The 21445-nt window shown below is 35.6% G+C and carries 22 protein-coding genes; 18 read left to right on the top strand and 4 right to left on the bottom strand.

Going from position 1 to position 21445, the window contains the following annotated elements:
- Positions 1-132 precede the first annotated feature (132 nt).
- The 7 genes from BM201_RS06695 to BM201_RS06725 all read left to right on the top strand — a co-directional run bounded on the left by BM201_RS06695 (position 133) and on the right by BM201_RS06725 (position 6648).
- Positions 133-1083, top strand: a complete 951-nt coding sequence (locus BM201_RS06695; RefSeq protein ID WP_092541532.1) for an isopenicillin N synthase family dioxygenase — start codon at positions 133-135, stop codon at positions 1081-1083.
- A gap of 3 nt (positions 1084-1086) precedes the next feature.
- A complete protein-coding gene (locus BM201_RS06700) occupies positions 1087-1443 on the top strand; it encodes a translation initiation factor (protein WP_092540890.1) in 357 nt (118 codons plus the stop codon).
- Between the two features lie 2 nt (positions 1444-1445).
- Positions 1446-2378 carry a DUF1835 domain-containing protein gene (locus BM201_RS06705; protein WP_092540891.1) on the top strand — a complete coding sequence of 311 codons (933 nt, stop codon included), beginning with the start codon at positions 1446-1448 and terminating at the stop codon, positions 2376-2378.
- 1 nt (position 2379) lies between these two features.
- Positions 2380-3249 carry a nucleoside phosphorylase gene (locus BM201_RS06710; protein WP_092540893.1) on the top strand — a complete coding sequence of 290 codons (870 nt, stop codon included), beginning with the start codon at positions 2380-2382 and terminating at the stop codon, positions 3247-3249.
- A gap of 75 nt (positions 3250-3324) precedes the next feature.
- Positions 3325-5373 carry a polyphosphate kinase 1 gene (ppk1, locus tag BM201_RS06715; RefSeq protein WP_092540895.1) on the top strand — a complete coding sequence of 683 codons (2049 nt, stop codon included), beginning with the start codon at positions 3325-3327 and terminating at the stop codon, positions 5371-5373.
- The gene (locus BM201_RS06720) at positions 5370-6221 is read left to right on the top strand and encodes a substrate-binding domain-containing protein (RefSeq protein ID WP_092540897.1); all 852 of its coding nucleotides are present in this window, start codon (positions 5370-5372) and stop codon (positions 6219-6221) included. Before ppk1 ends, BM201_RS06720 begins: the two co-directional genes overlap by 4 nt.
- A gap of 160 nt (positions 6222-6381) precedes the next feature.
- Entirely contained in the window at positions 6382-6648 is a 267-nt protein-coding gene (locus BM201_RS06725) for a hypothetical protein (protein ID WP_139219153.1), read from the top strand.
- Positions 6649-6706: 58 nt separating this feature from the next.
- On the opposite strand, the gene BM201_RS06730 is transcribed toward BM201_RS06725, so the two are convergent.
- Positions 6707-7372, bottom strand: coding sequence for a uracil-DNA glycosylase (locus tag BM201_RS06730; protein ID WP_092540901.1), 666 nt, complete (start codon positions 7370-7372; stop codon positions 6707-6709).
- 169 nt (positions 7373-7541) lie between these two features.
- Between BM201_RS06730 and BM201_RS06735 the strand changes: the two genes are divergently transcribed.
- The 3 genes from BM201_RS06735 to BM201_RS06745 are packed head-to-tail and all read left to right on the top strand — an operon-like array spanning position 7542 to position 10732.
- Positions 7542-9728, top strand: coding sequence for an endonuclease MutS2 (locus BM201_RS06735; RefSeq protein ID WP_092540903.1), 2187 nt, complete (start codon positions 7542-7544; stop codon positions 9726-9728).
- Positions 9729-9739: 11 nt separating this feature from the next.
- Positions 9740-10153 (top strand): thiol-disulfide oxidoreductase DCC family protein, encoded by a 414-nt coding sequence (locus BM201_RS06740; RefSeq protein WP_092540905.1) that lies wholly within the window; start codon positions 9740-9742, stop codon positions 10151-10153.
- 54 nt (positions 10154-10207) lie between these two features.
- The gene (locus BM201_RS06745) at positions 10208-10732 is read left to right on the top strand and encodes a hypothetical protein (RefSeq protein ID WP_092540907.1); all 525 of its coding nucleotides are present in this window, start codon (positions 10208-10210) and stop codon (positions 10730-10732) included.
- Positions 10733-10795: 63 nt separating this feature from the next.
- Here BM201_RS06745 and BM201_RS06750 read toward each other — a convergent pair whose 3' ends face one another.
- A complete protein-coding gene (locus BM201_RS06750) occupies positions 10796-12109 on the bottom strand; it encodes a dicarboxylate/amino acid:cation symporter (protein WP_092540909.1) in 1314 nt (437 codons plus the stop codon).
- A gap of 24 nt (positions 12110-12133) precedes the next feature.
- A complete protein-coding gene (gene aroC / locus BM201_RS06755) occupies positions 12134-13198 on the bottom strand; it encodes a chorismate synthase (protein ID WP_092540911.1) in 1065 nt (354 codons plus the stop codon).
- A 278-nt stretch (positions 13199-13476) separates the two neighbouring features.
- Between aroC and BM201_RS06760 the strand changes: the two genes are divergently transcribed.
- The 6 genes from BM201_RS06760 to BM201_RS06785 all read left to right on the top strand — a co-directional run bounded on the left by BM201_RS06760 (position 13477) and on the right by BM201_RS06785 (position 18660).
- Positions 13477-13776 (top strand): hypothetical protein, encoded by a 300-nt coding sequence (locus tag BM201_RS06760; RefSeq protein WP_092540913.1) that lies wholly within the window; start codon positions 13477-13479, stop codon positions 13774-13776.
- Positions 13742-14692, top strand: coding sequence for an FAD:protein FMN transferase (locus BM201_RS06765; protein ID WP_092540915.1), 951 nt, complete (start codon positions 13742-13744; stop codon positions 14690-14692). The genes BM201_RS06760 and BM201_RS06765 overlap by 35 nt, the downstream gene beginning before the upstream one ends.
- Entirely contained in the window at positions 14689-15942 is a 1254-nt protein-coding gene (gene rsxC, locus BM201_RS06770; protein ID WP_092540917.1) for an electron transport complex subunit RsxC, read from the top strand. Before BM201_RS06765 ends, rsxC begins: the two co-directional genes overlap by 4 nt.
- Complete coding sequence (locus BM201_RS06775; RefSeq protein WP_092540919.1) at positions 15932-17023, top strand: RnfABCDGE type electron transport complex subunit D; 1092 nt, start codon at positions 15932-15934, stop codon at positions 17021-17023. Before rsxC ends, BM201_RS06775 begins: the two co-directional genes overlap by 11 nt.
- Positions 17024-17025: 2 nt before the next feature.
- Entirely contained in the window at positions 17026-17676 is a 651-nt protein-coding gene (locus BM201_RS06780; protein ID WP_217643049.1) for a nitroreductase family protein, read from the top strand.
- A 168-nt stretch (positions 17677-17844) separates the two neighbouring features.
- Positions 17845-18660, top strand: coding sequence for a UDP-2,3-diacylglucosamine diphosphatase (locus BM201_RS06785; RefSeq protein ID WP_092540923.1), 816 nt, complete (start codon positions 17845-17847; stop codon positions 18658-18660).
- Between the two features lie 8 nt (positions 18661-18668).
- On the opposite strand, the gene BM201_RS06790 is transcribed toward BM201_RS06785, so the two are convergent.
- Positions 18669-19880 carry a proline dehydrogenase family protein gene (locus BM201_RS06790; RefSeq protein ID WP_092540925.1) on the bottom strand — a complete coding sequence of 404 codons (1212 nt, stop codon included), beginning with the start codon at positions 19878-19880 and terminating at the stop codon, positions 18669-18671.
- A 96-nt stretch (positions 19881-19976) separates the two neighbouring features.
- Here BM201_RS06790 and aroB point away from each other — a divergent pair, with 96 nt between their 5' ends.
- Entirely contained in the window at positions 19977-21041 is a 1065-nt protein-coding gene (gene aroB / locus BM201_RS06795; protein ID WP_092540927.1) for a 3-dehydroquinate synthase, read from the top strand.
- Positions 21042-21135: 94 nt separating this feature from the next.
- On the top strand, positions 21136-21432 hold the full coding sequence (locus tag BM201_RS06800; RefSeq protein ID WP_092540929.1) for a hypothetical protein: 297 nt from the start codon (positions 21136-21138) through the stop codon (positions 21430-21432).
- The last annotated feature ends 13 nt before the right edge of the window (positions 21433-21445 follow it).

The raw sequence follows: 21445 nt of genomic DNA on the forward strand, positions 1-21445 counted from the left end.
TCATTTAAAATACGTAATTTTAATATTACATACAGCTATCGTATGTGTTAGCTAAGTCTTAAATACTGTTGAAATTGGCCTTTTTTTCATTAAGTTTGTGTGCTTTATCAATAAAAAAGAGATTAAATGGCAATGACTAATATACCAAGCGTAGATCTTGCAGATTTTGTATCAGACGATCCTGCGAGAAAGCAAAAGTTTGTTGATGAAATAGGAAAGGCTTACGAAGAAATTGGTTTTGTAGCTTTAAAAAATCATTTTTTAAGCGACCAACTGGTAGAAGAATTATACAAAGAGGTAAAAGCTTTTTTCGATCTTCCGGTAGAAACCAAACAAAAATACGAGATCGAAGGTCTAGCTGGCCAACGTGGTTATATTTCCTTCGGAAAAGAACACGCTAAAGGTAAAAAAGAGGGCGATCTTAAAGAATTCTGGCATTTTGGACAAGAACCAGCTGAAGATGCAAATCTTAAAGAAGAATACCCTGAAAATGTTCAGGTTTCAGAATTAAAAGATTTTAATCATGTAGGTATGGAAGCTTACCGCATGTTAGAAAAAACAGGAATTTACGTACTACGCGCACTTGCTGTTTATATTGGTTTAGAAGAAACTTACTTTGATCATTGGGCAAGTAACGGGAATTCTATCTTAAGACCTATCCACTACCCTCCAATCACAGAAGAACCTAAAGGTGCTGTTCGTGCCGGTGCTCATGGTGATATTAATTTAATTACCCTATTAATGGGAGCGTCTACCGGCGGTTTACAAGTGTTAAGAAAAGATGGTGAGTGGATCGATGCTGTACCGGGAGAAGATGAGCTGGTAATTAATGTTGGTGATATGTTAGAACGCCATACTAATAATAAGTTGCGATCTACGATTCACCGGGTTATTAATCCACCAAAAGAACAATGGAGCGAACCACGCTATTCTATTCCGTTCTTTATGCATCCACGTAGTGAAATGCCTTTAGATTGTTTAGAAGAATGTATCGACGAAGAAAATCCAAAACATTACGAAGATATTACCGCAGGAGAATTTTTACACCAGCGTCTTGTTGAAATTGGATTATTGAAAAAATAATTTATGGCTAAAAAGAAATTAGGACTAGAGGATTTAGGCGGATTTGTTTTTTCTACGAATGATGATTTTGATGAAAATGATTACGTAGAAAATGAACAGGAAGAAAACCTGGAACCAAAAGACCAGCGTCTTGAAGCTCATTTTAGTAATAAAGGCCGCGGTGGTAAAACCGTGACCATAGTGAAAGGATTTGTAGGTCCCGATGAAGATCTAGTTGCATTGGGCAAACTTTTAAAGAAGAAGTGCGGTGTGGGCGGCTCTACCAAAGATGGTGAGATTATCATACAAGGTGACGATCGTGAGAAAGTAATGCAAATTCTTAAAAAAGAAGGATATAATGTAAAACGAGTTGGTGGATAATTTTGGATAAAAAACCTTTACATATTATAAACGGAGACAGCCTTGCAGAAAGCGTGGCAGATCTTGATTTGCCAGGCCAACAGGTAGTTTGGCGAGAAATGTTATGTGAAGGACCTACCGTGCAGGAAGTCGGTTCACCTGAGTTTGTAAAGATTAGAAAGAAATTTTTAAATACTTATTACGGAATTTCAGGCGAAGATTATCAACATGAATTTGTTTCAGAATTAAAAAAACTAAAAAAGATCGAAGATTACGATCATATCATATTGTGGTTCGAATTCGATCTTTTTTGTCATATCAACGTTCTGGCGACCATAAGTTTTATTATGGAGCATAAAAAGGAAGTTCCTTTTTATCTTGTTTGTAGCAAGAAATTAAAAGGAGACGAGAAATTAACTCCGCTTTCCCAGCTTTCAGAAAAGCAACTTTTAAATCATTATAACAACAAGATCTTATTAATAGAAAATGATCTTGAGGTCGCTAATCTTATGTGGGAAATGTATTGTAGTGATAATCCTTTGCTGCTAAAAAGGCAAATAAAAACCAATACCAATTTTGAATATTTATCCAGTTGTATTAGAGCTCATATCGAACGTTTTCCTAACAGCGTAACCGGTATAAATTCTTTAGAGCGTAATATTTTACGCTTAATTAGAGAACGAGATATCCATAACTACACGCAACTTATGGGATATGCCTTAGAATATCAAGGCTATTATGGTTATAGCGATGCTCAAATGAAACGAATTCTCGAGAAGCTTTCTATTTTTTACGCTGCGGAAGAAAACCAAATTAAACTTACCGAAAAAGGCCATTTAATACTCGATGGCAAAAAGAATTTCTACAGAGAATTAAAGAACGAAGATGTTTTTGGCGGAGCCAAAATGTATGATTTCCTTTATGATCCTGAAGTACACCAATTATTAAAATTATAACATGCCCTTACAAGCTTCTGAATTTATTCTGAATGAAGATGGCAGCATCTATCATTTAAATTTACGACCAGAACATTTAGCAGATACTGTAATTACGGTTGGCGATCCCGATCGAGTGGATAAAGTGACTCAGCATTTTGATGAAGTAGAATTCAGCATCAAAAAAAGAGAATTTCATACGCAAACAGGAACCTATCGCGGTAAACGAATTACGGTAATTTCAACAGGAATTGGCACCGATAATATCGATATCGTTTTTAATGAACTTGATGCGTTGGCAAATATCGATTTCGAAAAAAAAGAAGTCAAAAAACAACTAAAATCACTAGATATTATCAGGATTGGTACTACCGGAAGTATTCAGGCAGATATTCCTATCGATTCATTTTTGTTAAGCGAAAAAGCTATTGGTTTTGACGGTCTTCTTCATTTTTACCAGAGTGAAAAATTCTTAGACTCGGCATTTTCAGAAGCATTTATAAAACATATGGACTGGTTTGAGAAAAAAGCAAATCCTTATGTGGTTGAAAACAGTAAAACACTTCAGCAAAAATTAGATTCTGAAGATATTTTTAAAGGAATCACTGCTACAAATATCGGTTTTTACGGCCCACAGGGACGCTCTCTTCGTCTTGGCTTACAGGATGATCAAATGAATGCTAAACTGTCTCATTTTAAATATTTAGATCAAAAAATCACTAATCTTGAGATGGAAACTTCTGGCATTTATGGGATGTCTAAACTTTTAGGACATCATGCTGTTTCAATGAACGTGATCCTGGCAAATCGTGTTACGGGAGAATTTAGCAGCACTCCTAAAAAAACAATGGAAAATCTTATTGGTTATTGTCTAGATAAGCTTACTTCCTAAGCCTTATTTAACAGAAAATTAGAATACCAACAAAGGTCAACTTTGTATTTTTGGTTAAACACAAGTGAACTAAAAATGCAACAACCTACCGAAGATCGATTTAGACATCGGGACCTTAATTGGCTATATTTTAATGAAAGAGTTTTACAGGAAGCAGAAGATAAATTAAATCCACTTTTTGAGCGTATAAAATTTCTCGGCATATTTTCATCGAATTTGGACGAGTATTTTAGAGTTCGCGTTTCACAACTTCGACAAATGAAACGTGTCGAAAAAAGTATTCGAAAAAAGCTTGCTTTAAAACCAAACCGACTTACCAAGCAAATCTTAAAAGAGGTAAAAGAACAACAAGACCATTTTGGTGATATTTACACCAAACAAATTTTACCAGAATTAGCAGCGAATGATATTCATCTTGTAGATTCTGAACATTTTACCAAAAAACAACAAGAATTTGCTAATTCTTATTTTATTGATTGTGTTAAGGAACATCTTGACATTAAAAAAGTTGATATTAGTAAAGAATCCGATCTTTTCCTGGATAACGCGATGCTTTATTTTCTTATCACTTTTGAAAATGAAAATGAATTAGGTGTTGTAAACATACCGGTAGATCAATGTGGCCGTTTTGTGTATTTTGAGCACGGAAAAAATATGCTTACTTATTTGGATGAAATTGTAAGAAGCGAGTTACCCTGTTTATTTTCTGAAGATAAGATCACTGGTATTTATGAGGTAAAACTAAGTCGAGATGCCGAACTTTATATCGAAGATCAGTATGAAGGTGTTCTTGCTGAAAAGATTTACGATAGCTTAAAACAACGAACAGACGGACAGCCTACTCGATTACTTTACGATGCTGAAATGCCTAAAGAAGTTCAGAAAAAAGTAAGACATTTACTTAATCTGGGGAAAATCGATATGATGCCCGGTGGGAAATATCATAATTTCAAAGACTTTTTATCCTTAAAAGATCCAACTAATAACCCAGATCTTCATTTTGAGGAATTACCACCTTTAGCCCACAATACATTAGAAAATGCTACCAACTTATTTGAAACCATAAAAGAGAAAGATCAGTTAGTTCATTTCCCTTATATGTCTTTTAAATATGTCGAGCAGTTTTTAGATGCTGCGGTAAAGGACGACGATGTAACACAAATCAAAATTTCGTTGTATCGTGTTGCTGATAATTCACCGCTAACCAGTAGCTTACTGGAAGCTTTAGAAAAAGGTAAAAAAGTAACTGTTTTTGTAGAAGCAAAGGCTCGTTTTGATGAAGAAAATAATATCATCTGGGGACGAAAGTTTGAAGAAAAGGGCGCTAATGTAATTTATAGCTATCCTAAGATCAAAGTTCATTCTAAGATCATGATGATCTCCAGGAAGGAAGGAAATGATCTTGTAAATTATTCGTACATAGGTACCGGTAACTTCAATACCGAAACGTCTAAGATCTATTGCGACCACGCACTTTTTACTGCTAATCACGATCTTACAAAAGAAATGGCGAGGCTTTTTATGGTGTTAGAAGGTGAGCTTATTGTTCCTCGAGAAAAACACCTGCTAATTTCTCCATTTTCAACCAGGCAAAAATTTACGACGCTTATTTATAATGAGATCGAAAATGCCCGAATGGGAAAAAAAGCGAAAATAACTGCTAAAATGAATAGTTTAGAAGATTATGAAATTATCGATCTTCTTTACAAAGCCAGTGAAGCCGGTGTAGAAATTCGACTTTTAGTGCGAGGATTCACATGTTTGATCCCAGGAGTTGAAGGTTTAAGTGAAAATATTTATATTACGAGTATTGTTGATCGTTATTTAGAACACGGCAGAATTTATCTTTTTGAAAACGGCGGAGAAGAACTAATGTTCTTTGGAAGTGCAGATTGGATGAACAGAAACCTAGATCGAAGGATCGAAGTGGTGACGCCAATTTATGATGAAGATGTTTTTAGCGAATTAAAAGATATTCTTGAAATTCAGCTGAATGATAATGTAAAGGCCAGAATTCAGGATGCCGGCGAGACTAACCAATACGTAGAAGCTAAAAAATCGGCTAAGCCCAATCGGTCGCAATATTCAATTTATGACTACCTTAAACAAAAACATAAAATATGAAAACTCTCAAAGTAGGCGGAGTCCCCGAACACTTCAACCTTCCATGGCACTTATGTATTGAAAACGACGAATTTAAAAACGAAGATATAAATGTGATCTGGAAGGATTTTCCAGATGGCACCGGTGCGATGACAAGGGCCTTAAGAAGTGGCGAAATAGATGTTGCCGTTTTACTTACCGAGGGAGCTGTAAAAGATATTATTTCTGGAAACGAAGCTAAAATTGTGCAATCTTATATTGGTTCTTCACTAATTTGGGGAATTCATGTAGATGCTAATTCAGAATATCAAAACATCCAGGATCTGGAAGGCAAAAAAGTAGCCATTAGCCGTGTGGGATCTGGTTCTGAATTAATGGCTTATGTAAATGCTCAAAATCAGGGTTGGGATCTTTCAAACTTAGAATTTGAAATTGTTGGAGATATTAATGGCGCGATTGAAGCTTTAAAAGAAGGACGAGCCGATTATTTTATGTGGGAACACTTTACCACAAAACCACTTGTAGATAATAGTACATTTCGCCGAGTAGCCGACTGCCCTACTCCATGGCCATGTTTTGTAATCGCTGTTAAAAATAAAGTACTGAAATTCGATTATGCCGATGTTCGAAAAATGACCGATATCGTAAATAAAAAATCATCTGAAATTTTAAATATTCCTGGTATCGATAAGGTTTTTGCTGAACGCTACGAACAAAAAATTGAAGATATCAGAAAATGGATGGAAATTACGAGTTGGAGTCAGCATCAAATTTCTGAAGAAGACCTGGAAGAAGTTCAGCAGCAATTATTAAAACTCGATCTTATTTCTAATACTATCGATAGTTCTTGTATTTTGTATAATTTGTAAAGATATTCTTTTTAGATTTCATTTCAGTAAATCATAAATGATAAAATCAATTTTCAAATTTGGTATTGCAAGTTTTGTTCTAATTTCTTGTAAAGAATATAAAAATGAGAATTCAGATTCCGGATCATATTCCTTCAACAAGGGAAAAAGTAGGGTGGAAATGAAAATTCTCAGCGGGCATAATTATCTTATTTATGACACCCCAATTAAGACGAATTTTGAATGGACAAATATCGATTCCAAAACAAGTTCTATCATTGGTACGGGTATAAGAATACTTGAAACTAAAAATGGAGTTACAAAAACAGAAATAAATGTACCTGAAAATATTCTAAAGTCTGATACTCTTTATATTAAATTGAATTTCAGGATTAATGGAGAGAATACAAGAACAGAATTTCGTGTTCCCATAAAAACTAAAAGATAGATAAATATTTTTTTTAATTTTTCTCTAAAATCTAAATTCTTAGATCTGACTTCTAAGATCACCAAACAATCGGTTTTTTACCATGAGCTGTTAAATATTCATTGGCTTTAGTAAAATGTTTGTTTCCAAACCAATAACCACGATTTGCACTTAAAGGAGATGGATGTCCACTGGTTAAAATTAGATGTTTTGAGGCATCAATTTTTTTAGCTTTTTTCTTGGCGTAACCGCCCCAAAGCATAAAAACAACATTTTCTTTTTCTGCGGAAACAATTTCTATTACGCGATCTGTAAATTGCTCCCATCCTTTACCCTGATGCGACCCTGCCTGATGCGCTCTTACGGTTAGTGTAGCGTTCAGCAATAAAACACCCTGATCTGCCCAACGCTCTAAATTACCTGTTTGTGGAATTGGGCTACCGGTATCGGTTTGTATTTCTTTAAAAATGTTGATCAAAGAAGGTGGATGGGGAATACCGTCGTTTACCGAAAATGATAGTCCGTTTGCCTGCCCCGGACCATGGTATGGATCCTGCCCTAAGATCACCACTCGGGTATCTTCAAAGCTAGAATGATCAAAAGCTGCAAAGATATGTTTGCCTTTTGGATACACATTAAAGTTTGAATATTCATTTTTAACAAATTCTACGAGATTTTTAAAATAATCTTTCTCAAATTCGGTATCTAAATGCGTTTTCCAGCCTTCGTCGATATTTACGTTCATTATAATTTTAAGTAAATTTGCAGTGTTTCAAAAGTAGGAAAATTTAAATAAGCTTTGGAACAAAGCAAAAGCAATAAGAAAGAAAAAACACAAATTATAATTTCAATAAGTCGGTTTTAAAAAGCAATCGATCAAAGTTGAAAATTAAACCCTCTATGAGGGATTGTTTATGATAAAGATTACAGAAAAAAGCCTTGCAGATTTAGAATTTCCGGTAGTTAGAGAGCAGATAAGCGAATTATGTGTAACAGACCCAGGGAAAGCTAAAGCATTAGAAATTAAGCCATTTAAAACCTATAAAAAAACCTATTTTGGATTACATCAAACTAACGAATATGTAAGTTCCAAACTACAGGAAACGCCAATCCCAAATCATGGTTTCGATCAAATAAATAATGAGCTCAAATTATTGAATATTGAAGAAACTATTTTAGAGGTTTCAGGTTTTCGAAAAATCGCTACACTTTCTGAAACGGTAAATACGCATCTTCGCTATTTTCATAAATTTCAGCAAATCTATCCAAATCTGCATCAAACAGTTTCTGAGGTTGAATATACCACCGTTCTTATCGACCAGATCAATAAAATTGTAGATCGTTTTGGTGAGATTAAAGATGATGCTTCTCCCCTTTTACAAAGTCTTCGCCGCAAGATCAATTCAGTAAAAGGACAAATTAACGGAAGTTTTAGCAGTGCTTTAAGCACCTATTCGTCCTACGGTTATCTGGATGAAATTCGGGAAAGTGTTGTAGAAAATGTACGAGTATTAGCGGTAAAAGCCATGTACCGCCGCAAGGTAAAGGGCGGAATTATGGGAAGCTCCAAAACGGGTAGTATTGTTTTTATTCAGCCAGAATCAACTTTTCAATATACGCGAGAACTTAATAATCTTCAGTATGAAGAAAAAGAGGAAGTAAACCGAATTTTAAAAGAGCTAACCGAATTTGTTCGGCCTTTTAGAGAACTTTTAATTCAATATCAAAAATTACTTACCAAGATCGATGTTATTGCTGCAAAGGCAAAATACGCGGAGAAGATCAACGGAATATTACCAACGATCACGGCAGATCAGGAAGTTCAGCTAAAAGAAGCTTATCATCCTTTATTATTGATCAGCAATAACAAAAAAGGAAATAAAACCTATCCACAGGATATAGATCTTAGTAAAGATAATCGCATTGTAGTGATTTCTGGCCCCAACGCAGGTGGTAAAAGTATCACGCTTAAAACGGTGGGTTTATTACAGTTGATGTTGCAAAGTGGAATTTTAATTCCGGTTCACGAATTTAGCCGGGTTTCGTTCTTCAATAGGATTTTAACCGATATTGGTGATAATCAATCGATCGAAAATCACTTAAGTACCTATTCATATCGTTTAAAGAATATGAATTATTTTCTGCGGAAGTGTGACGATAAAACTCTCTTTTTAATTGACGAATTTGGTACCGGTAGTGATCCTGAACTTGGTGGTGCTTTGGCTGAAACTTTTCTTGAAGTTTTTTACGAAAAAGAAAGCTTTGGAATCTTGACCACACACTACGCTAACCTGAAAAAATTAGCCAGCGAATTGCCCAATATAAGCAATGCAAATATGCTTTTTGATTCCAGAAGTTTAGAACCTATGTTCAAGCTTCGTGTGGGTGAAGCCGGAAGCTCATTTACTTTTGAAGTTGCCCAGAAAAACGGAATTCCATATAGCTTAATCAATCGTTCTAAGAAAAAAGTTGAGCGTGGTAAAATTCGATTTGACAGAAGTATTGCCAAACTTCAGCAAGAGCGCAGTAAACTTCAAAAAACAACCGATTCTTTAAAACAAAAAGAGCAAAAGGCTGCAGTACAAAAGGATAAGCTGGAAGAAACCAATGCGCGTATTCAGCAGAAATTAGAAGATTACCAGGAGCTTTTTGATACCAACCAGCGAATGATCTACTTGGGACAAAAAGTTAATGATATCAGCGAAAAATTCTTTGCCAATAACAACAAAAAAGATCTTATTGGTGAATTTTTGAAGATGGTCGCAATAGAGAATTCGAAGCGAAAAAAGCAAAACGCAAAACAGCGAAAGGCAGAAAAAGCGCGCGAACAAAAAATAAAAGCTGAAGCCGAAAAAAAAGTTGAAGTAATTCGACAAAAGAAAAAGGAAGAGAAAAAGAAAGAAGAGATCCAGGCTAAAAAAGAAGCGAACAAACCAAAAGCTAAGGTAAAACTTGGTGATCGTGTTCGGCTTGAAGATAGCCGTAGTGTTGGAACCTTAGACAAGATCGAAAAAGGAAAAGCAACGGTTAATTATGGAATGTTTACCACACAGGTGGATATAGAAAAATTAGAATTGGTGCAAGCCATGAAAAAATCTTAGAAAAAATATTAATGAATATTCCTAAAAATAAGAAAATTATACTTTTTGATGGTGTTTGCAATCTATGCAATGATGCCGTAATATTCATTATAAAACATGATAAAAACGACCAATTTCGCTTTGCATCTTTACAAAGTGATCTTGGTCGTCAACTTCTTGAAGAGCGAAATATCGATCCTAATTATTTAGATTCGATCATTCTAATTGAACCTGGTATTGCCTGGTATGAAAAATCTGATGCAGCCCTAGAAATTTCAAAGGATCTAAGTGGTTTTTATCAAGGTCTAAAAATCTTCAAAATTCTTCCAAAAGGATTTCGAGATGCCGTTTATAATGGCATTGCAAACAACCGCTATAAATGGTTTGGTAAAAAAGAGAGCTGTATGATCCCAACACCAGAGCTTAAAGCTAAATTTTTGGATTAAATTTTCTAAAATTATACGATTTTATATCTTACCGTTCTAAAAATAAAATAGTCTATGGAGCCTCACTGGCATTGTGAACTTTGCGAACATCAGGATGTAAGCTTAAAAGAAGGTAATATTTGTGGCTTAACCGGAAACAAGCCTAATTTTACTAATACTTGTCACAAAATAGAATTTGGAGAAAGAAGGAAGGAGAAAATTGTAGATACTAACGCAAAATTTCAGAAAGTACTTAAAAATAAATGGTGGGTATACAGCTATTTCGTTCTATTTAATATTTTCGCTATTGCATTATTCTATTTAGATTATTTATTCCTGGACTACATAAAACATTTTTTTCTAATGGCTTATGCTGTTCCCATTTTCATTGCAGCAATAGCAATTACATTATTAGGAATGGGTTGGGGAGCTTTAAATAATTATAGAAACAATCTAAGCATTGCTAAAGCCAATAAAAACGAAGCTGATTTGGCACTTTCAGCTTACAACATAGATTATAAGCTGAAGTTAGATTTCCTCAAATCTTTTCATGGTGACCCAAAAGTAAAAAGTGATCTACAGTTTTATTATAAAGAATAAGTATTTCGAGATCTTCCTAGTCGAAATAAATTTTTAATCAAAATCAACTGATATTCGCAAATACTATTTCTTGTGAGTTTTAGCATATTCGTCATCCCACTCTTTTACATTTGGTGGGCCCATCATATCTACAGATTTTGCAACCATCACAGATACAGCTGCATCTCCAGTAACATTAACCGTTGTTCTACACATATCCAGTGGTCTATCTACTGCAAATATCAAAGCTAAACCTGCTTCAGGAATACCGGCTTGTGCTAATACTATAACTAACATCACCATTCCTGCTCCCGGTACCGCTGCAGATCCAATAGAAGCTAAAGTTGCTGTAGCGATAATACCTAATTGCGCACCAATACTAAGATCGATCCCAAAAGCCTGCGCGATAAATACCGCAGCAACTGCCTGGTATAAACTTGTACCATCCATGTTGATAGTCGCCCCGATTGGTAATACAAAACTGGTAACTTCCTTATGAACTCCCATGTGCTCTTCTACACGCTCCATAGTAACGGGTAAAGTGGCCGCACTAGAACTTGTTGAAAATGCTAAAAGCTGTGCAGGAGCAATCCCATTGATAAAAAATGAAGGTTTGTTTTTAGTAAAGATCCAAACCAATAAAATATATACACCAATCATTAAGGCTAAACCAACTAACACAGTTAGTGCATACATCGCTAAGGCAGCAAAAAGATCTGTGCTTGGCGATTCAACTACCAATGCAGCAAGTAGCGCAAAAACTCCGTATGGAGCAAAAAGCATGATTAAATCGATTAATTTCAGTATTACTTCGTTAAAGCCATCAAAGAAATCTTTTACAGGTTTCGCCGTCTTTTCATCAATTAAGATCAAACCAATTCCGAAAAAAATAGCAAAGAAAATTACCTGAAGCATATTCCCATTATCACTGGCAGCTGCAAAAATATTACTCGGCACCAAATCTTCTAAAGCTTGTAAAGGTCCGGCTTCACGCTGTTTTGCAGCATTAGCCTGTACACCAACGGCATCACCTTCGTAACTGGTTATTAATTCCTGGCGGGTATCTTCACCAATAGTTCCGCCGGGATTAATAAGGTTAACCATAATTAACCCGATCGTTACCGCGATAATGGTCGTGGTAACATAGATCCCGATGGTACGGAATCCCATTTTAGATAATTTCGAAATATCTTTTAGATCAGAGATTCCTTTAATCAACGAAGCTAAAATTAGCGGAACTGCAATAAGCTTAAGCGAATTAATAAAAATGTTTCCAAAAGGTTTTATCCAGTCACTCACAAAATCGGCTCCCCAGCTAAAATTGGTCATGATAAGGGCAAAAACAACTCCGGCAAACATTCCTAATAAAATCTGCCAATGCAGTGCTAATTTCTTCATAGTGTGGTTTTCTGTATTTTTTTATTAAAGTTTAGATGATTTATTCTGAAGTGAAAAATCGGCAATCGTAAGTGCTGCCATAGCTTCAACTATAGGAACGGCTCTGGGAACAACACAAGGATCGTGGCGACCTTTCCCCTGCATTTCTACCATATCACCATCTTTATTAATAGTAACTTGTTTTTGCATTATTGTCGCAACAGGCTTAAAAGCAACGTTGAAGTAAATATCCATACCATTTGAAATTCCGCCCTGAATACCGCCACTCAAATTGGTTTTTGTAGAACCATCTTCGTTAAAAAGATCGTTGTGCTCGCTACCTTTCATTTTGGTTCCTTCAAAACCGCTACCGTATTCAAAACCTTTAACGGCATTTATTGATAGCATGGCTTTACCTAATTCGGCATGTAATTTATCAAAAACTGGTTCTCCCAATCCTTTTGGTACGTTGCTAATCACACATCTTACGGTTCCACCAACAGTATCTCCTTCAGATCTTATTTGCTTGATAAAAGCTTCCATTTCTTCAGCTTTGGCTTTATCTGGGCATCGTACAGGATTTGTTTCGATCAAAGAAAAATCGACTTCATAATGTGGTTTATCCAAATAGATCTTGCCAACAGAATCTACATAAGCAGTGATCTTAATATCTTTTAGTAGTTGTTTCGCAATTGCGCCTGCCACTACTCTACTTGCCGTTTCTCTTGCAGAGCTACGCCCACCACCACGATAGTCTCTTACACCATACTTTTCGTCATACGTATAATCGGCATGACTTGGACGATACGTATCTTTTATATGAGAATAATCTTTAGATTTTTGATTTGCGTTATGAATTACAAAACCAATTGGTGTACCAGTGGTCTTTCTTTCAAAAATACCCGAGTAGAATTCTACCGTATCTGGTTCTTTACGCTGCGTTACAATGGCAGACTGGCCAGGTTTTCTTCGGTTTAATTCTTCCTGAATTGCTTCAAAGTCTAATTCTAATCCTGCCGGGCATCCATCGATGACTCCACCAATTGCCGGCCCGTGTGATTCACCAAAAGTGGTGAGTTTAAAAATTTTTCCGAAGGAATTTCCTGCCATTAGTACGATTTTGAACAAATGTAATTTTTTAGCCTATAATTTAAAAATTCATTTTAGTAAAACATTTGCATTTATGCGAGAAAATAGACTTCATCAGCTTTTGCGGTTAATTCTGCATTAAAAATATTCAGTTTTAAACATAAATATTTAGCAAATCACTAATAATCGCATTTTGCTATTTTGAACTTCTAAAAAGTGAACTGAAAGAGCGTTAAACCAGAGAAACCGATATTTCACTCTTTTATTATTGCTTATTTTTGAAGCAAATAAATTGCTGAATGAAATTGATAAAACAGGCAGGCTTATATCTTTTAGGCGCCGGACTTTTAATTTTTGGAAACCGGAAAACCCTGGATGGGATTCTGGTTTCACTCGATCCACCCGAAGAAAAGGATCATAAAAAGTTTGATGAAACTTTTGAAACGCAAAAAATTACCCGAAATAAAGAAAACAAATTGGCGAACGAAAATATTTATTTTCAAACTATTCATATCGACGAAAGAGATATTAACGCCACTCCAACCCCTAAAACAAGCATAGAAAGTGATAACGCAGAAACCGCTTCCGCAAGTCAGTAAACAATACAAAGCGCAAACCCGGTTCCTGTTTTATTGCCATATAAAAATTAAACTTCCGGTAGTTTGCCACGACTTTTATTTTGATGAACTTTTTGCTGAATTAGAGCGAATTGATCGAAGGTACAATTCATATTCAGAAGATTCCTATATCTCGAAAATCAATAAAAACGCCGGTCATTTTACTGAAACTGATGAGTTTACTATTGAATTACTTCAACAAGTAAAACAACTTTCAAGCTATTTTCAAGGTGCTTACGACATTACGTCGATGCCACTTTTAAAACTTTGGGGTTTGCACGAAAATGAAATAAACAAAATCCCGAGTTTAACTGAAATTGAATCGACTCAGCAATTAGTAAATTATCAAAACATTCAAATTGAAGGAAATCGGGTTAAAATTGAAAGCGGACAAGAAATTAACACCGGTTCTTTTTTAAAAGCTTACGCGATCGATCTGGTTTTAGAAAAACTCAAGAACGATGGCATCACCGATGCGATGATTAATGCCGGCGGAAGTACGATCGTTGGAATAAATGATGATGAGCATCCTAATTGGAAAGTAAATGTTCCCGATATCGCTGAAAATACCGACTTGTTTCAACTAAAATTAAAGAATAATTGCTTTTCAACTTCAGCGAGAAATACGCACTCCAACATTATTGAAGGGAAAGAGTTTGGGCATATTATCAATGCTGTAACCGGTTATCCTTCCAGTAATTATCAGCTTGGTTTACTTACCGATTCTTGTTTTTTAGGTGATGTTTTAGCTACCGGACTTTTCGCAATTCCTTCCAATCATTTTTTGGTGACTTTGCATAAAATTCAGCAGGATTTTAAAGTGGAAGGTTTTCTAATTAACCAACAGGGCGGAATTATTTCTTCGGAAAACTTTCCGGTAAAGATCGATCGCCGATGATGCATATTCCGTCGTTAAAATATAAAACCAAAAAGCAACCGATCGCTGAATTAAAGGAAGCTTCAGTTTATCGAATTCCACTGCAATCCTATCGCTCAACTTTGCTGCCGCTTGTAAAAATTGGCGATCAAATTTTACAATATCAGGTTTTGGCTGAAGATGTAGAACATCAATTCGCAGCTAAGATTCATTCGCCGGTTTCAGGAAAAGTTATTGCGATCGATGAACATTATATCAGTTTAGAAAATGATTTTCAGCAACAAAAAATCACTACTGAAATTATCGAATTTCAGCAATTAGATTTAGAGCGCTTTGTTCAGGTTTTAAAAGACTTCGGAATTGCAGGAATTGGAGGTGCAGAATTCCCAACCAACATTAAATATAAGGTTGAAGGAAGTGAAATTAAATCACTTTTAATCAATGGAATAGAATGCGAACCTTATTTGACTTCAGATTATGCTGTGATGCGTCACGAAACTGAAAAATTATTGAAAACCATTGCGGTTTTAAATCAAATTTTTCAACCTGAAGAGATCGTTATCGGGATTGAAAAACAACATAAAGAACTCAAAAAACACTTCGAAAAAAGCTTCAAAAATTATCCAAATTTAGCCATTAGAATTCATTTATTAACCAATGAATATCCGCAAGGTGGCGAACTTCAGTTTATAAAAAGTGTTACCCATAAAGAAATTCCAAAAGGAAGCATTCCGGCGAATTTTGGATATCTGGTGAGCAACGTGGGGACGATTTTAGCGATTTACGAAGCTCTTTTTAATGGAATCCCAACTACTGAACGTGTAATTACAATTTCAGGAAATGCGGTAAACAGCATTGGAAACTACCGCGTTAAAATTGGAACTCCTATTCGGCATATTTTAGAAGAATTAAATATTGATGCTGAAGATGTAGATATCGTTTTGGGCGGACCAATGATGGGAAAAGAAGTTGCAGATCTGGATAGCCCGATTAAAAAAGGTTCTGGCGGACTTCTACTATTCAAAAAGCAACAAAAATCTATCGAAAATTGCATTGAATGCGGGTATTGCGTAGATGTTTGTCCGCAGCACTTAATGCCAATGCAGTTTGTAAAAGGTCATCAGGAAGATCAAAATTTGTTGAGCCAATTCAACTTAGATCATTGTATCGAGTGCGGCGCGTGCGAATATATTTGTCCTAGTAATTTACCGCTAATGCAAAGCATTGTTTTAGGAAAAGTGGAACTTCAAAAAATGAGGTATGCAAAATAGTCGCTTCTCCCCTTTTGTAAGTTCTAAAAACAGCATCAGTAAAGTGATGCTCGATGTGATCATTGCATTGTTATCGCTTTGTGCGTTTGCATTTTATACTTATCGCATCTGGTTTTTAATCGTTTTAGGTTCAGCTTTAGGTGGCGCTATTTTAACCGAAATTCTGTTTTCCGGCATCTTTTTAAAAAAATGGAAAGGAATTTTAGACGGTTCAGCCATTATCACAGTGTTGCTGCTCGTATTTACGACTTCACCTTTAACGCCTTGGTATGTGGCCGCTTTTGGTGGTTCTTGCGCTGTTTTATTTGGGAAAATTCTTTGGGGAGGCGTTGGTAAAAATAAATTTAATCCGGCTTTGGTTGGTCGCGAATTTATGACGGTATTCTTTCCGCTGGTGATGAGTTCAGGAGATATTTGGTCGACGAAAAGAATTCGGTATGTTTATGAAGTTGAATGGTTTAATTTTATTCCGAATGCACATTGGGCGGAATTTTTAAATGAATTATTCTTTGTTCCTACCGGAGCTTTAGGCGAATATTCTGCAGTATGTTTATTATTAGGTGGAATCTATTTGATCTTTAGAAGAAGAATTTCGTGGCATATTCCGGTATTTCTATTAGTGAGCTTCCTTTCATTCCTATGGATCTTTGAAGATCAAAACCTCAATTACAGTTTAGGCGGAATCTTACTCGGCGCAATTTTTATGGCTACCGATATGCCATCGAGCCCATCTTCTCCCACCGGAAAATCTTATTACGGATTAATGATTGGTTTGGTTGCCGGGCTTTGCATTCAGTTTGGAGCCGGTTTCGAATATATGTCGTATTCCATTTTAATTCTGAATGGATTTTCAACAAAGATCAATCAGGTGTTTATGCCAAGAACCTGGGGAACAAAAATCGACTGGCCTAAAAAAACAGAAGAAGTGTTTTTACTTACACTTTCAATATTGACTGTGACTTTTGCGGTGCTAAGCCTGCATTATTACGGTTACATTCCGTATCTCATTTACGTTTATATTATTTATATCATTTTCAAGTTTAATTTTTCATTCAGTAAAAAACTGCATCAACCCATATAATTATGAAGAAGATCTTTCTTATCGCGATTAGTGCATTAAGTTTAATTGCCTGTGAGCAAAAGCCAGAAACGCCCGAAGTGTTGAATTTAGAAGGAAAAACGGCGGTGATCGACAATATGCTTTCGCGAAGAAGTATTAGAAAATATACCGATAAGCAGGTTTCTAAAGAACAGCTCGACACGATTATGAAATGTGCGATTTATGCGCCAAGTGCGTTGAATAAACAGCCCTGGGAGATTCGTGTGATTCAGAATCAAGAGATTTTAAATGAAATTAATCAGCGTTTTCTAAATTATGCTGAAGGAAAAGAATTTAAAGGAAGTGCGGCACATTACCGCGAACCCGGTTTTAGTATTTTTCACGGAGCGCCAACCGCGATCGTGATGGCCAGAGACAAAAGCAGTACTATTAGTTATATGGACTGCGGAATTGCGCTTCAGAATATTTTACTGAGCTCGAAAGCAATGGGATTGGGCACTTGTCCGCTAGGAACTTTGGTCCCCATATTAAATCTAGAAGAAAATTCAGATTTGCTAGAATTAATCAATATTCCTGAAGGTTACGAAGTTGCGATCAATATTGCCTTAGGTTACCCAGCAGAAAATCCTGAAGCTCCGGTTCGATATTCAGATAAGGTGAAAATTATCGAGTAGGATTCAGTAAGCAGTTCTCAGTATTCAGTATTCAGTTTGCAGTTTAAAGAATCTAAAATCTATTTTCTAACATCTAGAAACTGAATAACAATAAATTGAAGATTGCTTAAAATCAACTTAATATGATTTTTTGAAAATCACCTTTCCTTTGCAAAAAAGTAGACTGTATTGGGAAGAAAGCGAAAAATTGATTTGTTGGTGATTTCAGATGTTCATTTAGGAACTTTTGGATGTCATGCGAAAGAATTGTTGCTATATCTTGATAGCGTAGCGCCAAAAAAGTTAATCCTTAATGGAGATTTTATCGACATCTGGCAGTTTAGAAAACGTTACTTCCCAAAATCTCATCTGGAAGTCATCAAGAAAATTATCGATCTAAGCACTAGCGGAACTGAAGTAATCTATATTACCGGAAATCATGACGAGATGCTTAGAAAGTTTAGCGAGACTTTTATGGGCTCGTTTTCGATCGTAGATAAGCTGGTTTTAGAACTCGACGGAAAAAAAGCCTGGTTTTTTCACGGTGATGTATTTGATGTTTCTATACAAAATGCCAAGTGGATCGCTAAACTTGGTGGTTGGGGTTATGATTTTTTAATTCTTCTTAACCGATTTTTAAACTGGTGTTTGGTGAGAATTGGCCGAAAAAAATATTCACTATCCAAAAAGATTAAAAGCAAAGTAAAAAGTGCCATGAAATTTATAGACGATTTCGAAAAGACCGCTACAGATCTTGCCATAGAAAATGACTATAAATATGTGGTTTGCGGGCATATTCATCAGCCAAGAATCGTTAGAAAAACCAACAAAAAAGGAACTTGTCTTTATTTAAATTCTGGCGATTGGATCGAAAATCTAACCGCCTTAGAATATAATGACAAGCGTTGGGAGTTAATTCGTTTTCCTGAACTGGATATTAAGCAAATTAACGAACCACAATTGCTTACGGCAATCACGGTTTTAAAGCGCAGTAAATCGAAGTGAGAGTTGAATTAAAAACTTTCCTTCTCTTGGCGATCGTGTCTTGTTTCATGACCTTTTCTACGTTTACGCTCTTCTAACAATAAAGAAAGCTCACGCCCTGTTTGTCCTTTTACTGAAGAGTTTTCCTGCGCCCTTCTCATTAAATAAGGAACCACATCTTTTACAGGTCCAAACGGTACGAGTTTAGCCGAATTATAACCTTTTTTCGCCAGGTTATAGCTAAGATGATCACTCATCCCGAATAATTGACTAAACCAGATATGAGGATGATTAATTGGATAATCCTTATCCTCGATAATCTGTAAAGCAAGATAATTACTAACCTCGTTATGCGTACCAATATAAACTGATATATCTTCCAAGTTACCCAAACAATAAGACATTACACTATTAAAATTCACATCTGTAGCTTCCTTGCTTTCGCAAATTGGCGAAGGATATCCCAGTTTTTTAGCTCGTTCGTTTTCTTTTTCCATGTAGGCACCACGAACGATCTTCGCTCCTATTTTAAAACCTTCAGCTTTACCCTTTTCGTGAAGATCTTTTAAGTATTCAATACGATCCCAACGATAACACTGCAAAGTATTAAAAATAAGCGCTTCTTCTTTATTGTAACGTCGCATCATATCTTCCATTAAATCGTCTGCTGCTGTTTGCATCCAGCTTTCTTCTCCATCTGCATACAATCTAACCTTAAGCTCGTAAGCTTTCTTACAAAGTCGCTCTACTCGATTTTTGATGTTTTCCCACTCCTTTTTTTCATCGTCGGTTAAACTAACTTTAGCAGTCATTTTCTCCCAAATCTCGAATCTCCCTACTCCGGTGGGCTTAAAAACAGCAAAAGGAAGCTCTTTTTCTTCGCTGGCAAACTTAATAAGTTGTAGTTTTTTTTCTACTGCGGCATCAAACTGCTCTTCGGTCTCTTTTCCTTCAACAGAATAGTCCAAAATACTATGTAATTTGGCCTCAAACATGGTTTTTATGGTCGGTTTACAATCTTCCATTGTTTCACCACCGGCAAACTGTTCAAAAATCGTCTTTTTAATAAGGCCTTCTACAGGTAAATTTAATTTTAAAGACATTTTGGTAAGTGCAATACCAGATTTTACTAAAGTTGGCCTTCCCATCATACTAAACAAGAAAATTGCTCTATCTAGTTCTGAATCTGATTTTAATCTAAAAGCCGTTTTGGTATTGTTAAATATCTTTTTTCTAATCATGGGATATAGTTAATTAAGGCAAATATAATTATTGAATATTGATTTCGATTTAATTATTTCTCCTTATTTTCGACACTGTTTAAAAGATCCAAAATCATGGCAAATACGGCAAAAGGAACCGTTTATTACAAAGAAGAAGCATATCAAAAAATTAATGAATATCTAAGAGAAAACAATCATTCTAAGGTATTTATTTTAGTAGACAGCAATACTCACGAGCTTTGCCTGCCTGCTTTTTTACCAAAAATAGAAACCGAAACGGCTATCGAAATCATAGAGATCGAAGCTGGCGAGCCTTTTAAGAACCTGGACACCTGTATGGGAGTTTGGCAGGCAATGTCTGATCTTGAAGGAGATCGTAAAAGCCTTATGATTAATCTTGGTGGCGGTGTAGTGACCGATCTTGGTGGTTTTGTTGCTTCAACTTTTAAACGAGGAATCAATTATATAAACGTGCCCACTACTCTGCTTTCTATGGTAGATGCTTCAGTTGGTGGAAAAACCGGTGTAGATCTTGGGAATCTTAAAAACCAGATAGGTGTAATTTCTAATGCTGAAATGGTGATCGTAGATTCAGATTATCTAGCGACACTTCCTTCCGAAGAAATGAGAAGTGGTTTAGCTGAAATTTTGAAACATGGTCTTATTGCAGATGAAGCATACTGGCACAAAGTTGGACAGCTAAGTGAACTTACATTAAGTGATCTTGATGATATTATACGTGTTTCTGTAGAAATTAAAGCTGAAGTAGTTGCTGAAGATCCTTTTGAAAACGGATTACGAAAAACATTGAATTATGGCCACACATTAGGCCACGCGGTAGAATCTTATTGCCTAACGCATACCGAAAAGAAAACCTTATTACACGGTGAGGCCGTCGCTTTGGGAATTATTTTGGCTACTTACCTTTCAAAGGAACTAAAGGATTTCCCTACAGAAAAACTTGATGATATCACGAAGCGAATTGTCGAACTTTATGGAAAAGTAGATTTTACTCGAGAAGATATCGATGCTATTATCGATCTAATGAAGTATGATAAGAAAAATGAAGCCGGAAAGATCAATTTTGTCCTTCTAAAAGATATTGGTGAGACAGAAATTGATTGTCAGGTTCCAAATGATCTAATATTTGATGCCTTTGAATTTTATAAAAACGCCTGATTATTATAAATTTATTATTCCATTAAAAATTTACCCCAGGCCTCTAAGATTTTATATTTTTATTTATAATTGCAAAAAAAATCAACCTTAGAAAATGAAAAGAGTAATTGTTGACTTTAAGAAATTAACACCGGAGATATTAAGCCTTCTGGTTGAAAAATACCCTGATGGCTACGATGACGACCACATCATCTCCTTTAAGAATGCGAAGGGAGAAACGGTTGATGCGGTTGAAGTAAAAACTGAAGATGCTATTTATCTTGTAAAAGTTAGTACTCGTTTAGAAAATACAATGGCTAATTTTGACGAAGACGATTATGATGATGACGACTTTAACGAGCCAATCGTAGATATTCCTGAAAAAGATAACGAAGAAGAGGACGAGGATTAAAACATAAAAAAAG

This window comes from Zunongwangia mangrovi, from assembly GCF_900112105.1.
Lineage (GTDB): Bacteria > Bacteroidota > Bacteroidia > Flavobacteriales > Flavobacteriaceae > Zunongwangia > Zunongwangia mangrovi.

Excerpts from the sequence above, each read along its gene's own strand:
- BM201_RS06750 (WP_092540909.1), bottom strand. The coding sequence starts at position 12,109 with ATGAAGAAATTAGCACTGCATTGGCAGATTTTATTAGGAATGTTTGCC.
- BM201_RS06740 (WP_092540905.1), top strand. The coding sequence starts at position 9,740 with ATGAATATTCCTAAAAATAAGAAAATTATACTTTTTGATGGTGTTTGC.
- ppk1 (WP_092540895.1), top strand. The coding sequence starts at position 3,325 with ATGCAACAACCTACCGAAGATCGATTTAGACATCGGGACCTTAATTGG.
- BM201_RS06780 (WP_217643049.1), top strand. The coding sequence starts at position 17,026 with ATGAAGAAGATCTTTCTTATCGCGATTAGTGCATTAAGTTTAATTGCC.
- BM201_RS06710 (WP_092540893.1), top strand. The coding sequence starts at position 2,380 with ATGCCCTTACAAGCTTCTGAATTTATTCTGAATGAAGATGGCAGCATC.
- aroB (WP_092540927.1), top strand. The coding sequence starts at position 19,977 with ATGGCAAATACGGCAAAAGGAACCGTTTATTACAAAGAAGAAGCATAT.
- BM201_RS06775 (WP_092540919.1), top strand. The coding sequence starts at position 15,932 with ATGCAAAATAGTCGCTTCTCCCCTTTTGTAAGTTCTAAAAACAGCATC.
- rsxC (WP_092540917.1), top strand. The coding sequence starts at position 14,689 with ATGATGCATATTCCGTCGTTAAAATATAAAACCAAAAAGCAACCGATC.
- BM201_RS06790 (WP_092540925.1), bottom strand. The coding sequence starts at position 19,880 with ATGATTAGAAAAAAGATATTTAACAATACCAAAACGGCTTTTAGATTA.
- BM201_RS06725 (WP_139219153.1), top strand. The coding sequence starts at position 6,382 with ATGAAAATTCTCAGCGGGCATAATTATCTTATTTATGACACCCCAATT.
- BM201_RS06760 (WP_092540913.1), top strand. The coding sequence starts at position 13,477 with ATGAAATTGATAAAACAGGCAGGCTTATATCTTTTAGGCGCCGGACTT.
- BM201_RS06695 (WP_092541532.1), top strand. The coding sequence starts at position 133 with ATGACTAATATACCAAGCGTAGATCTTGCAGATTTTGTATCAGACGAT.
- BM201_RS06735 (WP_092540903.1), top strand. The coding sequence starts at position 7,542 with ATGATAAAGATTACAGAAAAAAGCCTTGCAGATTTAGAATTTCCGGTA.
- BM201_RS06730 (WP_092540901.1), bottom strand. The coding sequence starts at position 7,372 with ATGAACGTAAATATCGACGAAGGCTGGAAAACGCATTTAGATACCGAA.
- BM201_RS06720 (WP_092540897.1), top strand. The coding sequence starts at position 5,370 with ATGAAAACTCTCAAAGTAGGCGGAGTCCCCGAACACTTCAACCTTCCA.
- aroC (WP_092540911.1), bottom strand. The coding sequence starts at position 13,198 with ATGGCAGGAAATTCCTTCGGAAAAATTTTTAAACTCACCACTTTTGGT.
- BM201_RS06800 (WP_092540929.1), top strand. The coding sequence starts at position 21,136 with ATGAAAAGAGTAATTGTTGACTTTAAGAAATTAACACCGGAGATATTA.
- BM201_RS06700 (WP_092540890.1), top strand. The coding sequence starts at position 1,087 with ATGGCTAAAAAGAAATTAGGACTAGAGGATTTAGGCGGATTTGTTTTT.
- BM201_RS06745 (WP_092540907.1), top strand. The coding sequence starts at position 10,208 with ATGGAGCCTCACTGGCATTGTGAACTTTGCGAACATCAGGATGTAAGC.